The 13,002-nt window shown below is 38.9% G+C and carries 13 protein-coding genes; 6 read left to right on the top strand and 7 right to left on the bottom strand.

Going from position 1 to position 13,002, the window contains the following annotated elements; genetic code table 11:
- The first annotated feature begins 6 nt into the window (after nt 1-6).
- The 6 genes from H4J54_RS06375 (at nt 7) to msrQ (ending at nt 5,668) form a co-directional block, all read left to right on the top strand.
- Complete coding sequence (locus tag H4J54_RS06375) at nt 7-483, top strand: (2Fe-2S)-binding protein (protein ID WP_182190059.1); 477 nt, start codon at nt 7-9, stop codon at nt 481-483.
- Nucleotides 480-2,735: a xanthine dehydrogenase family protein molybdopterin-binding subunit gene (locus H4J54_RS06370; protein ID WP_182190058.1), complete on the top strand. Its 2,256-nt coding sequence runs from the start codon at nt 480-482 to the stop codon at nt 2,733-2,735. The genes H4J54_RS06375 and H4J54_RS06370 overlap by 4 nt, the downstream gene beginning before the upstream one ends.
- Before the next feature lie 182 nt (nt 2,736-2,917).
- Complete coding sequence (locus tag H4J54_RS06365) at nt 2,918-3,469, top strand: DUF2058 domain-containing protein (protein ID WP_182183736.1); 552 nt, start codon at nt 2,918-2,920, stop codon at nt 3,467-3,469.
- 55 nt (nt 3,470-3,524) lie between these two features.
- Nucleotides 3,525-3,887 carry a glutaredoxin gene (locus tag H4J54_RS06360; RefSeq protein ID WP_182190057.1) on the top strand — a complete coding sequence of 121 codons (363 nt, stop codon included), beginning with the start codon at nt 3,525-3,527 and terminating at the stop codon, nt 3,885-3,887.
- Between the two features lie 129 nt (nt 3,888-4,016).
- A complete protein-coding gene (gene msrP / locus H4J54_RS06355; RefSeq protein WP_182190056.1) occupies nt 4,017-5,024 on the top strand; it encodes a protein-methionine-sulfoxide reductase catalytic subunit MsrP in 1,008 nt (335 codons plus the stop codon).
- Complete coding sequence (gene msrQ / locus H4J54_RS06350) at nt 5,024-5,668, top strand: protein-methionine-sulfoxide reductase heme-binding subunit MsrQ (protein ID WP_310650151.1); 645 nt, start codon at nt 5,024-5,026, stop codon at nt 5,666-5,668. The genes msrP and msrQ overlap by 1 nt, the downstream gene beginning before the upstream one ends.
- 86 nt (nt 5,669-5,754) lie before the next feature.
- Here msrQ and H4J54_RS06345 read toward each other — a convergent pair whose 3' ends face one another.
- From H4J54_RS06345 to H4J54_RS06315, 7 genes are all read right to left on the bottom strand, one after another.
- Entirely contained in the window at nt 5,755-6,054 is a 300-nt protein-coding gene (locus tag H4J54_RS06345) for a peptidylprolyl isomerase (RefSeq protein ID WP_182190055.1), read from the bottom strand.
- A gap of 413 nt (nt 6,055-6,467) precedes the next feature.
- Nucleotides 6,468-6,659, bottom strand: coding sequence for a DUF2892 domain-containing protein (locus tag H4J54_RS06340; protein WP_182183738.1), 192 nt, complete (start codon nt 6,657-6,659; stop codon nt 6,468-6,470).
- A 413-nt stretch (nt 6,660-7,072) separates the two neighbouring features.
- Nucleotides 7,073-7,567 carry a hypothetical protein gene (locus H4J54_RS06335; RefSeq protein WP_182190054.1) on the bottom strand — a complete coding sequence of 165 codons (495 nt, stop codon included), beginning with the start codon at nt 7,565-7,567 and terminating at the stop codon, nt 7,073-7,075.
- Between the two features lie 341 nt (nt 7,568-7,908).
- Nucleotides 7,909-10,083 carry a malate synthase G gene (locus tag H4J54_RS06330; protein ID WP_182190053.1) on the bottom strand — a complete coding sequence of 725 codons (2,175 nt, stop codon included), beginning with the start codon at nt 10,081-10,083 and terminating at the stop codon, nt 7,909-7,911.
- A gap of 584 nt (nt 10,084-10,667) precedes the next feature.
- A complete protein-coding gene (locus H4J54_RS06325; RefSeq protein ID WP_259367122.1) occupies nt 10,668-11,393 on the bottom strand; it encodes an LrgB family protein in 726 nt (241 codons plus the stop codon).
- A gap of 5 nt (nt 11,394-11,398) precedes the next feature.
- Entirely contained in the window at nt 11,399-11,767 is a 369-nt protein-coding gene (locus H4J54_RS06320) for a CidA/LrgA family protein (protein ID WP_310650150.1), read from the bottom strand.
- A 23-nt stretch (nt 11,768-11,790) separates the two neighbouring features.
- Nucleotides 11,791-12,726 (bottom strand): LysR family transcriptional regulator, encoded by a 936-nt coding sequence (locus H4J54_RS06315; RefSeq protein WP_182190052.1) that lies wholly within the window; start codon nt 12,724-12,726, stop codon nt 11,791-11,793.
- Between the last annotated feature and the right edge of the window lie 276 nt (nt 12,727-13,002).

The raw sequence follows: 13,002 nt of genomic DNA, 5'->3' as shown, positions 1-13,002 counted from the left end.
GATTGTATGATCACCTTAACGGTCAATGGTAAAGAACATCAATTTAATGATGATGGCGATATGCCCTTGTTGTGGGCATTAAGAGACATTTTAAAATATACCGGTACCAAGTATGGTTGTGGTAAAGGCTTATGTGGCGCTTGTACTGTCCATGTTGATGGCCAACCCGTTCGGTCATGTGTTATGCCAGTGTCGGCTATTGCGCAGCAAAAAATCACCACTATTGAAGGACTTTCTGAACATGGAGAACACCCAGTTCAACAAGCGTGGCAAGCATTAAATGTGGCACAGTGCGGTTATTGTCAGTCAGGACAAATGATGTCAGCGGTGGCATTGTTAGACCGCAAAGCTAAACCAAACGATGAAGATATTGAACTCGCCATGAGTGGTAATATTTGTCGCTGTGGTACTTATCAACGCATCAAACAAGCGATTCACCTTGCCGCTGACTTGGGCACTGAAGTAAAAGGAAGCGGATCATGAAACATATTGAAAATGTTAGCCGTCGCGGCTTCTTAAAAACACTCGGCATCAGTTCTACGGCTTTGGTGCTTGGAGTGCAATTACCGTCAATGCTAACTATGCCAAAAGCCTTGGCAGGCGTTATAGCCGCTGATAAATTTTCACCTAATGTTTATGTCCAAATAGGCAGCGACAATATAGTCAGTATTGTCGTGCATAGGTCAGAAATGGGTCAAGGGATCAGAACCAGTATTCCTATGATTGTCGCCGACGAGCTTGGGGCTGACTGGCAACAAATAACGGTTGTACAAGGTTTAGGTGATAAAAAATATGGTAGCCAAAATACGGATGGTTCACGCTCGGTAAGACGCTTTTATCAACCACTGCGAGAAGCTGGCGCTGCGGCACGTATGATGCTGCAACAAGCCGCAGCCAAGCAATGGCAAGTTGATGTGAGTGAAACCGCAGCGCTAAACAGCACTATTGTCCATACAAAAACGGGTCGAACATTATCTTTTGGCAGCTTAGTTGCCATAGCAAGCACGCTAGCCTTGCCTGCACAATCTGCTTTGATATTAAAAGATAAGAAAGATTTTAATCTTATTGGTAAATCGGATGTGGCTTTAGTTGACGGTGAAAAAATCGCAACAGGAGCTACTACCTACGGTTTTGATGTTGAATTAGACCAGATGCAATATGCTGTTATTGCTAGGCCACCGGTACTTGGGGCAAAGGTTAAATCATTTAATAGCGCTGCGGCAAAAGCCATTGTGGGTGTTATTGATGTAGTGCAACTACCTGATTTAGAAGAGCCCGCGGTATTTAAACCTTTAGGAGGCGTTGCCGTTATTGCTAAAAACACTTGGGCGGCAATGAAAGGTCGAGAAGCATTAGCAATGCAATGGCATGAAAGTGCGCATCAAAGTTACAACAGCGATGACTATAAACAAGCATTAGCAAACAGTTGTGACAACCCGAGCAAAGTGTTGCGCAGTAAAGGTGATGTAGGCAAAGCATTAATAGCGGCTAAGCAAGTGATCACAGCATCCTATTATGTGCCGGAATTAATTCATGTCCCCATGGAGCCGCCAGCCGCTGCCGCACATTTTCATGACGGTATTTTTGATATTTGGGCTTGTACTCAAACACCGCAGTCAGCGCAAAGTACCGTGGCACAAATTACCGGTATTACGCCAGAAAACGTCAATATTAATGTGACTTTGTTAGGGGGTGGCTTTGGTCGAAAATCTAAGCCAGACTTTATTGTTGAAGCCGCGATACTCTCTAAACAGTTAAATGTGCCCATTAAAGTGATGTGGACTCGCGAAGATGAAATTCAAAATGGTTATTATCATGCGGTTAGTTATCAAAAGCTTGCGGCCGGTATTGATGAAAATGGCACGGTTACCGCGTGGCAACATCATGTGGCAGAGCCGCCTATTGGCTCAACGTTCAGCCAAGGTGAAGACTTAATTGGCTCAGAAGCTGATTTAGGCTTAATTGATATGCCCTATGATATTGCTAATGTCAGTTGTGCTGCCGGCAAAGCGCCAGCTCATACTCGTATCGGCTGGATGCGTTCAGTCACTAATATCAACCATGTTTTTGCAGTAAGTTCATTTGTTGATGAGCTGGCCCAAGCAAAAGGTTTAGACAGCAAAGACAATTTAATCGCCATGCTAGGTACAGATCGTAAAATTGACTTCTCGAATGAGCAGGCCAAATACGGAAATTATGGTGAAACACTAGAGAAATTCCCTGTTGACACCGCACGTATGAAAGCGGTAATAGAAAAAGCCAGTACCATGGCAAAGTGGGGCAGAAAGCTACCTAAAGGCCATGGCCTAGGTATTGCCATGCATCGAAGCTTCGTCAGTTATGTGGCTTGTATTGTTGAAGTATCAGAAAACAGTGACGGGAAAATTAAAGTGAATGACGTTTGGATGGCAGTAGATTGTGGTTTAGCGGTAAACCCTGAACGCATTCGCTCGCAAATGGAAGGCGCGGCTATTTTTGCTTTATCATTTACCTTTTTTAGCGAACTAAGCGCGAAAGATGGGGTCATTGAGCAAAATAATTTTGATAGTTATCAAGTGGCTCGAATGGCAGATACCCCAACCACACATGTAGAAATAATTGACAGTGACGCGCCTCCAGGCGGTGTCGGTGAACCGGGTGTTCCGCCTATTGCCCCTGCTATTTGTAATGCTATTTTTAATGCCACAGGTAAACGTTATCGAGAATTGCCATTAAAAAAATATGGTATAGTGTAAATACCCATGGTTAGCTAGCTGCAGCGGTTTTAGGCTGTGCTAGCGGCCAATCTAATTTGGTAAGTTAACCAGAAAAAAGCAGCAAATTATGCTGCTTTTTTATTGAATGCTGTAAAATGGTAAACGAACTGATAAAATAGTAACAATCGATATTCAATTGGTATTCTACCATAGGAAAATAGATGGCTTCATTACAAGACCAGTTGCTTAAAGCAGGTTTAACCACCAAGCAAAAAGCACGACAAGCAAATAGTGATAAACGCAAAACAGGCAAACAAAAACGCAGTGGCGTCAAGGTTGATACCAGCTTACAAGAGCAAGTTAAACAAGAGCTTGAGCTGGCGAAAAAAGACAAGCTAGCCCATGATATTGCCTTGAATAACGAAAGAAAACAAACCTTAGCAGCAAAAGAGCAACAGCAGAGAATTTTACAAATTTTGCAACATCATCAAGTGAGCAATGTTAAAGGCGAAGCAGAATATAATTACACTTTTAATAGTAAAATTAAGAAGTTATTTGTTGATGCTGTCACCCATAAAGCCTTAGTTAATGGCCGTTTAGCCTTATGTGGTGTCAATGATACCACTTATATCGTTACCACCGAAACGGCAGAAAAAGTAGCGAGTTTAGATAAAGCGGTTATTTTGGTGCAAAACACCAAGGTGGCTGATGAAGTTATTGCTGAAGATGACCCTTACGCAGAATTTCAAATTCCTGATGATATGATGTGGTAATAAAATCATGTCATTATTTTAGTTTATTTACTTAACAGTGAGCACAAACCCTACTATGTTTTTAATTCGTTGGCCGATTGGCCGTTTAATTTTGTTATTAAATTTTATATTTTCTCCCAGTGCGCCAAAACGCTCGCCACAACTACAAAAAGAAGTGGATGCTAGTACGGCACATTTAAGCTTGTATCAATTACCTGCTTGTCCATTTTGTGTGAAAACCCGTCGCGCTATGAAGCGATTAGGCTTAAATATTGAATTACGCAATATAAACCAGCATGAGCAATACCGTGAAGAGTTGATCCGAGAAGGTGGTAAAAGAACCGTACCTTGTTTAAAAATTATCAATGCAGATCAATCAATTACTTGGATGTATGAATCAGGTGAGATTATTGACTATTTAGAGAAGTTTTCTCGTTAAGTGCCATTTTTAATTAAACATGACTTTTAATTAAATATTGAGCTTTTATTAAGAATTTTTTCACCTCTTTATGGGTCTGTATATTGCAAGTTAATCAGATGGCTATAACTAGATCGATCAGAGGTGAAAATGTTAATTAACACGAAAAAAAACCATCAACTGTCTGAGCAGCAAGTAACAGACGAGTCAGTTTATTATGGTCGACGTGAGCTGTTAAAGAAGCTTGGTTACCTAGGTGCGGGTGGTTTATTAGCACAATCTGCCAGCACTAACGCTGGCGCACTAGACTTTTTCAGTAGTAAAGAAGCCGAGGTGTTTAAGCGCCAAGCCTTAAAGTTTGCGCCAGCAGGCGAATCTTTACAAATACTCACCCCTGAAGCTAAAATTTCCAGCCATAATAATTTTTATGAATTTGGTACGGGTAAGAGCGATCCCGTTGAAAATGCGCAAGGATTTAAGGTTAACCCTTGGCAACTCAGCATTTCTGGTGAAGTCGATAAACCTTATACCTTAGGTTACGATGATTTATTTAAATACTTTCCCTTAGAAGAACGTATCTATCGTTTACGCTGTGTTGAAGCATGGTCAATGGTTATTCCATGGGTAGGTTTTGGCTTAGCAGAGTTAATTAAAAAAGCAGCACCTAATTCACGAGCAAAATATGTCGCCTTTGAAACTTTATATGATCCAGAGCAGATGCCAGGACAAAAAAGTCGAATGGGTGGTGGTGTACAATACCCCTACGTAGAAGGTTTACGTATTGATGAAGCCATGAATCCGCTCACGTTTATGAGCGTAGGTTTATACGGTAAAACCCTACCTGCGCAAAATGGTGCGCCTATTCGATTAGTTGTGCCGTGGAAGTATGGTTTTAAAAGTATTAAATCCATTGTCGGTATAAAATTAGTTGAGCATAAACCACCCACAACCTGGAATATACTCGCTGACAGGGAATACGGCTTTTATGCCAATGTTAATCCAGCCGTAGATCACCCACGTTGGAGTCAGGCAAGTGAGAGACGTATAACCACTGGCGGCCTATTTGCCCGTAATCGTATGGCTACCTTGCCATTCAATGGCTATGGTGAGGAGGTTGCTCACTTGTATAAAAATATGGATTTAAGGAAGTACTATTAGTGCAAACTAGGGCAACTGGGGTGAGTAAAGAGGCTTTCAAAGCCGTATTTTTACGCAATAGAGTTATGTTACTTAAAATTGCGATTCACTTGCTGGCTTTTTTACCCTTATTTGTCCTGTATTTTTTAGCCTTTACCGAGCAGTTGGGTGCAGACCCTGTAGAAGAGGTTATTCACTTTACCGGTATGGGCGCCTTTAATTTATTACTGATTTCTCTGCTGGTAACACCGGTTGCGAAAAAATATCGCCAAGGCTATTTATTACAAATAAGGCGATTACTGGGTTTGTATAGCTTTACCTATGCGATGTTTCATTTACTGAATTTTTTAGCTTTTGAAGTGCAATTTGATCTTGTGCTATTTTTTGACGAGATTATTGACAGGCCTTACATTACTGTGGGTATGGCAGCGCTAATGATACTTTTTTCTTTAGCGCTCACTTCAATAAACGCACTAAGGCGCAAAATGGGTGCAAAGTGGCAAAAGTTACACAACGGGGTTTATCTCGCGGTATTACTGATTGCACTGCACTTTTTTTGGTCAGTAAAATCTGACATTGTTGAACCCATGATATATTTTATGATGGCTATATTGCTATTAATTTTACGCAAAGATAAAATTAAGCGCTGGTTTAAGTCATCGTGATTGTTTTTTTTGTCAAAAAAAACGAAGGCATTAGCCTTCGTTTTCTATTTTAGATGCGATACCTAAGGGTATTAAATCCTTTGGTCTTAGTCGTCTCGAGCAGTAACTTCAAGCAAGTGATAACCAAATTGAGTCTTAACAGGTCCTTGAACTTCATTCAATGGCGCTGTAAATACCACTTCATCAAACTCTGGCACCATTTGGCCGCGACCAAAAGAGCCTAATGCTCCACCTTGCGCTTTAGAAGGACAGTTTGAATGCGCTTGTGCGATGACTGTAAAATCTTCACCGGCGACTATTTGTTGCTTTAATGTTAGACATTGCTCTTCAGTATCTACCAATATATGACGTGCTGACGCTTTTGACATTGTGTCTCTCTTATTCATTACTTTAAAAGTTATCGGTGGACTTTAACGTATTTTTTTTGAGAATAGAATAGCCAAAAAGATAAATTATGTTACTTAAAGTAAAGGGGGTATAACCGACAAACTAAATAACCTGATAAATTGAGCGTATATCTCTTGATAATTTAATTGATTATCAATTTCATAGATTTTGTTACAGGGGCAATTATCTAGGTATTTTCCTACATGGCCAGTTATTGTTTCTATATTTTAGCTAGTTATGACTATTTTTATGTTAAATTATGCTTAATAAAACCTGAGTTAAAAATAGTATTGATGGTACTTATAACACCTAGGGTGGTATTTCATTTCATCTAATAACTCAAGTCATTGATCATAATAGTGACTGGATTAAAGCTTACTGCATATGACACTCTTTGGTGTTGCTCACGTTATTAAGTATCTTTTAAGCCCATTTTTTTTAAAAAAGTCATCATTAGACACCACTTTGTGAATGATGATTGTAATAAATTAAGGCCAATAAAAGCGGTAAACCATAACCAATTTTGCGAATAGGTGACGGCTAAATAAAGTGAGATTAAAATCATAATACCAGCGACTAGACGAAGTGCTTCATTCAGTGTCATGAGAATATCCTTTTAAGTTAAAGTTAAAGTCATCATATGTACTTTATTAGGTACATTAGTAAAACCTAATGCACTTGTATTAGAAAAACCTAATGTATTTATATTAGGTTTTGCTAATGTAAAAGGCAAGCGTAATTGAAATTTATTTTTATCCGTAACTTGCATCAAGAGCCAAACTATTTAGGGCTAAAGCTAGGTGATTAAGTTTAGTAACTCTTTTTAGTGGCCATGTTCAGTGATTATGTTCACTGGCTATGGTTTGGTAGGAATTTTTAGTGATTAGGTTTAAGTCACACACTGGCATTAAAAAATCGCTAAAGGGCGATTTTTTACTATCATCAGTCAGATTCAGTGCCCTTAACTAGTGCTCAGTATAAATTGCTATCAACTTTTACTGACACTAGTATTGGCCTTTAATGCTTTATGGTGATTTTTAGCAATCGAACTAGATTTTTGCTTCGAATCTTTTTGTTTTTACTATCGGTGTTGGTGTCTGAAAAGTCAAAATAGGCGAGTACTTGTTGCAGCTTGTCATTAAATTTAGCCGCAAACTCAAAGAGAGAATTTTTTTTAGTAAACTTACTTGGTATTAAGTTTGCAAAATCAGTGACTTTAATCCCTAGCGAGGGTTGTTGAGATGTTTGAGTCGTTGACTGCATAGCGATTTGATTGTATTGATTGAATACTTCGCTAGTAATACTAGGGTAAGCGTAGTTATTAACATGGGTATTTGTTGGTGATTTTACCTCGCTAACAATCTTGTTTATTATTAAAACAACATTAGCTTGGTCTTTCACTTTCGGCTCTGCTTGAGTTGCTGAGCAGTATAAGCCAAATAAACCAATCACAAGCAATATAGCGCTACTTAAGTTAGGTTTCCTTGGTCTTGTCTTTTTAGTTATTCTCATTAAATAGTTACCCGTATCCTTACTTGGTGTACCGATTGTACCATTGTGTTACAAATTAATATAGATAGGGCTTGTGTTTACGCGACAACAATACGTTGAGTTGGGTATTTTATCAGGCCAATAACGTTATTTAGTCTATAATTGGCCTAATTTACTTATAGAGCTATTAGTTTAGTACATTAGTTCAGTAAATTTTGGCTCTATACTTACTGCGATGTTGAATAAATCACACAGAATTAGCTGTTTTTAGCCATAAAAATAGGCCAGTGCTGATAAATACCATGATTTATCAGCACTGGCCTTTATTTAGCACCAAGCTTTAGCTGGCTTAAGCTTTAGTCCTATTTAGCTTGAGCTTTAAATAACAACCTATTGTTATGTAATAAAGGTTCAGTATAACCGTTAGGTTGTTTGTCGCCTTGCAGCACTAATGCGAGTGCCGTTTGAAAAGCTATGCTGTTGTCAAAGTCATTCGACATAGCGTGATATTGACTATCACCTTGGTTTTGTTGATCAACAATGGCGGCCATTTTTTTCAAGCTGGCTAGCACTTGTTCTGGTGTGCAAATGTTATGTTGTAACCAATTAGCCATATGCTGACTTGATATTCTTAAAGTGGCGCGATCTTCCATTAAACCAACATTATTAATGTCAGGCACTTTTGAACAACCAACGCCTTGATCAATCCAGCGCACCACATAGCCTAAAATTCCTTGTGAATTGTTGTCTAACTCATCTGAAATTTCTTGTGCTGACCACTGAGTATTTTCTGCTAAAGGTATGGTTAAAATATCATCAACGTTTGCCGGTACACGGTTTTTCAGTTGCTGCTGCAATTGCAATACATTTACTTTATGATAATGCAAAGCGTGCAAGGTTGCTGCGGTTGGCGAGGGCACCCATGCGGTATTTGCGCCCGCTTTAACATGATTGATTTTTGTGGCTAACATATTGGCCATTTGATCAGGTATTGGCCACATGCCTTTGCCTATTTGTGCTTTACCACTAAAACCACAAGCTAAGCCAACATCCACATTATTATCCTCATAAGCAGAAATCCATTTAGTTAATTTGATATCTGCTTTTCTGGCCATAACGCCGGCAGCCATTGAGGTATGAATTTCATCACCTGTTCGGTCAAGAAAGCCAGTATTGATAAATACCACGCGCTCTTTTGCCTGATAAATACAGGCTTTTAAGTTAACACTGGTACGGCGTTCTTCATCCATAATACCCATTTTTACCGTATGACGAGGTAGGGTTAATAGGTCTTCAACTCGGTCAAATAATTCATTGGCAAAAGCCACTTCTTCAGGACCATGCATTTTAGGCTTAACAATATAAACTGAACCTGTGTCACTGTTGCGTAAGGTGTTTTTTTGATTAACGTCGTATGTGGATATTAATGAGGTAATAACAGCATCCATGATGCCCTCAGGTACTTCATTGTTGTGCTGGTCAATAATGGCATTGTTGGTCATCAAGTGGCCAACGTTACGCACAAACATTAAGCTGCGAGCTTTTAGTTTACCTTGTGTACCATCAAGCTTTTGAAAAGATTTATCAGGGTGCATCAAACGAGTTTGTTGTTTACCTGATTTTTCAAAAGTTTCAGATAAAGTGCCTTGATTTAAACCAAGCCAATTTTTATAGGCAATCACTTTGTCTTCTGCGTCAACCGCGGCAACCGAATCTTCACAATCCATGATAGTGGTTAATGCTGACTCCATAGCAATATCACTAACACCCGCCGTATCGCTTTTTGCAATCGTGCTGTTTTGATCAAATTCAACAATAAAGTGTAAATCGTGGTGTTTAAAAACCAACTCATTGGGCGACGTTTGCTCACCGGTAAAACCAATAAATAATTCAGGCTCAGCTAAGTAGGTGTTTTCGTCATTACTGAGTGTAACAACAAGCGCATGGTTAATTATTTGATAACTTTTTACCTCCGTGTGAGAGCCATTAACTAAAGGAATAGTTTGGTCTAAAAAGTCGCGAGCAAAGGCGACAACTTTAGCCCCACGTGCAGGGTTATACGCTTTTGTTTTTTCAGCGCCATCGGCTTCAGAGATCACATCTGAGCCATATAAAGCGTCGTATAAGCTCCCCCAACGAGCATTGACCGCATTTAAGGCAAAGCGAGCATTCATTACCGGCACAACCAGTTGCGGTCCTGCGATAGTAGCTAATTCAGCATCGACGTTTTTTGTTGAAATGGTGAAGTCAGCTACTGGGGCTGCTAGATAACCAATACGGGTTAAAAAGTTTTTATAGTCCGTAAAATCAAAGTGTTCAGCTTGGTGTGCTTGATGATAGGCGGTTATTTGCTGTTGCAGTGAGGTACGTTTTAACAACAGACTTTTATTTTTTGGTGCTAAATCAGCGATGAGTTTTGCAAAACCAGACCAGAAAGTATCTGAAGCTAGTGTTGTACCTGGCAGCACTTGCTGGTTAACAAAATTATATAATTCTTCTGCTACCTGCAAATTTGCGATTGAAATTCTTTTTGTCATAGGGCACCTATTTTTAATAGTTTGAAAGTTTGGAAGAAAATTTTATTATTTAATACATTGACGAAAAACTACTATCAGCAATTTAGAAATATTGTCTATCTGATGCACTAGCTGCTGGTCAACCATAGGTCTTACTTTAGCCTGGTGTTTTGTTTTTAAACATCTTCATAAAGTTAATTCACTATTAATTATGATCAGCAGCACGTTGCTTTCATTTTAGTATACCTTTATTGGCATTATTGTTTGTGGTTATCCTTGTTATCCTTAATATTCATGCGGCGAATGAATCATCAATGAAAACGGGGGAATAAATTTTTACTTAGGCAAGTAAAAATCTTAAAATAAATCAGACTGTTTTATTTTTTGAGCCTATATGACGAGGTATTAAAGGCAAAGTTTTGCCATGAAAAATAAGATCAAGCTCACTGACGTTGTGAGTATTTTAGTGCGTTAAAATAACCAGTTACTGGGTTAGTTAATCATTGCTCTCGGGTTGATTAAAAATAATGGCCATATCTTTGGTCACTTTTGGTGTCTATAAACTAACTCAGCTCACAAATAAAACTGGTATTAGGTTAATCAGACTAAAAAAGCGTCGCCAAAAAAGTGATAATAAATGGGCTAGTGAGGGCCGTAATAACAGCAGAAACAATTAAAGCCAATGAGCTATAGGCCGCATGTTGGTAACTAATATTACTGACCGTTGCCGTGCCAATAGCATGACTGGCAGCGCCAATAGCCAAGCCTTGTGCTTTAGGTGATTTAACTTTAATAAACCGTAACCAAGGCGGGCCAACTAAAGCGCCAAAAAATCCGGCGAGAATAATGGCAAAGGCGGTAATAGCAGTATTACCGTCTAATTGACCGGCAATGGCGATAGCAATGGGTGTAGTCACTGACTTGAGTGAAAGTGCCACGGCAATGGTGTAATCCCCGATTAACAGCATAGTAATAATAAAACTGCTAACAATGGCAATGAAGGCGCCAAACAATAACACTAAAACAATACTCTTCCACTCTTTAGTAATAGTTTCTAAGTGCTGATACAGTGGAAAGCCTAAAGCTACAACGGCGGGTTCAAGCAAAGCATTAAGTAGCCAAGCATTTGAAAAATAACTCTCAAAGCTGATATCTTGCCAAAGTAAGATAGCAATAATGACTAAAATACACATCAGCATAGGCTGCAACCAAATAGCGTTGAGTTTACGTTGAAAAACCGCAGTCAACTGAAACAGTGCAATCGTGCCAGCGACAGTAAAAATCGAAGACAGTAAATGGTTGTGTAATAACTCAGTGATCATTGTCATCATCAAGTTTACTCCTCATCGACAGCGTAGCGCTGATAATGTAAACCGACAACCGTCAGTAATAGGAAGGTCGTTAGAAAGGTAATAGCGACTATGGCGATGCCAAATTGTTGGATCAATTCAAAGTGGTTCATAATGCCAACACCGGCAGGCACAAAACACACCGCCATATGCTTTAAACACCACACCACACTGCTTTTAATATAATTAGCATTAAAGAGACGAAAATGTAGTGTCAGGGTGAAAATAATCAAGCCATATAAACTACTCGGTAATATCGGCGCAAAATACCAACATAACTTACCTAGGGCAAGACAACTAAAAATAGCAAAGATGCTATACAAGGCCTTGAATATTTTTTGCTTAAACGTGATCACACTGACTAAACCTTATTACTTTACTAGCCTTCATTCGCGGCTTCAATAACCAACTGCCTAAACCATATATGACTAGCATCATGGTGCAACAGTGGGCTCCAAATCATTTTAAGTTCAATGTCAGGAATATCGAATGGTGGCTTAAGTACCGTATAATTAGCATCGTTTTTATGAATTAATGCGGCCCGTGTTGGTAAGGTGGCGACTAATTCATCTTCCAGTGCAAGCTGCATTGCCACGTGGTAATTTCGCGTAAAGACTTTAATATTACGCTGTTTACCTAAGCGCGCTAGGGCTTCGTCGACCCAGCCTAATTTTTGCACATCTTTTGGATCCATCCCAACACCGACCCCAAAGCCGGTTTTAGATACCCAAACATGTTTAGCACTGAGGTAAGTGTTGAGGTTAAACTTTGACACTATCGGATTATTAGCACTGAACAGGCACGAGAAAGAATCTCGCCAAATGGTTTTTTGATGAAAAGATTGTGGTAACTCATCAAAACGGTTAATGGCCATATCAATTTTACCTGCCTCCACATCATGAAAATTAACATCACTGGGTGTCATGATGTCAATGGTAACATTTGGTGCTATTTTATTAATGCGCTTCAATAATTTAGGCAGTAATGTAGAAGCCGCATAGTCACTGGCCATAAGACGAAAAACCCGCTGACTATTAAGTTCGTTAAATTCTTCTTCACCTTGCAGTGCTTCTTCTAGCTCTAATAAAATTTTACGAATAGCAGGGGCTAACGTCCGAGCGCGTTCGGTAGGCACCATACCATCAGATGTTCTGACTAAAATAGGATCGTTAAAAAGTGTACGCAATCTTTTTAAACCATTGCTCATTGCCGGTTGGGTAATATTTAATTGACCCGCTGCGCGGGTAACATTTTTCTCTCTAAGTAAAACATCAAGATAAATCAGCAGGTTTAAATCAATTTTTGAGATATTCATAACATTAATAATCTAGAACAAAAGTATAACTTAGATATATGTCATGGCTCATAGTGATAATCAAGTTAATTCAATGGAAAACATAAATTAAACTTATCCTTATTATCCTTTGGCTTTCATTGGCTGGGAGGCTTAGCGTTTGAATTTATTGAGTTATTTTATTATATTTTTTAGAGTTAATACACCATTATTTACTTTATGAATGGTAGAGATGTTAATTATATATTTTGTTTATTAATAGCGACTGGTTTAGTATTTATGTTGTCCGGTGTGACA

The organism is Colwellia sp. MB3u-8, assembly GCF_014076985.1.
GTDB lineage: Bacteria > Pseudomonadota > Gammaproteobacteria > Enterobacterales > Alteromonadaceae > Cognaticolwellia.
Note: the sequence above shows the minus strand (reverse complement) of the source record. Positions and strands in the feature narration are given on the sequence as shown.

Coding starts and splice junctions, on each gene's coding strand:
- H4J54_RS06375 (WP_182190059.1), top strand. CDS start 7: ATGATCACCTTAACGGTCAATGGTAAAGAACATCAATTTAATGATGAT.
- H4J54_RS06370 (WP_182190058.1), top strand. CDS start 480: ATGAAACATATTGAAAATGTTAGCCGTCGCGGCTTCTTAAAAACACTC.
- H4J54_RS06365 (WP_182183736.1), top strand. CDS start 2,918: ATGGCTTCATTACAAGACCAGTTGCTTAAAGCAGGTTTAACCACCAAG.
- H4J54_RS06360 (WP_182190057.1), top strand. CDS start 3,525: ATGTTTTTAATTCGTTGGCCGATTGGCCGTTTAATTTTGTTATTAAAT.
- msrP (WP_182190056.1), top strand. CDS start 4,017: ATGTTAATTAACACGAAAAAAAACCATCAACTGTCTGAGCAGCAAGTA.
- H4J54_RS06345 (WP_182190055.1), bottom strand. CDS start 6,054: ATGAATAAGAGAGACACAATGTCAAAAGCGTCAGCACGTCATATATTG.
- H4J54_RS06340 (WP_182183738.1), bottom strand. CDS start 6,659: ATGACACTGAATGAAGCACTTCGTCTAGTCGCTGGTATTATGATTTTA.
- H4J54_RS06335 (WP_182190054.1), bottom strand. CDS start 7,567: ATGAGAATAACTAAAAAGACAAGACCAAGGAAACCTAACTTAAGTAGC.
- H4J54_RS06330 (WP_182190053.1), bottom strand. CDS start 10,083: ATGACAAAAAGAATTTCAATCGCAAATTTGCAGGTAGCAGAAGAATTA.
- H4J54_RS06325 (WP_259367122.1), bottom strand. CDS start 11,393: ATGATGACAATGATCACTGAGTTATTACACAACCATTTACTGTCTTCG.
- H4J54_RS06315 (WP_182190052.1), bottom strand. CDS start 12,726: ATGAATATCTCAAAAATTGATTTAAACCTGCTGATTTATCTTGATGTT.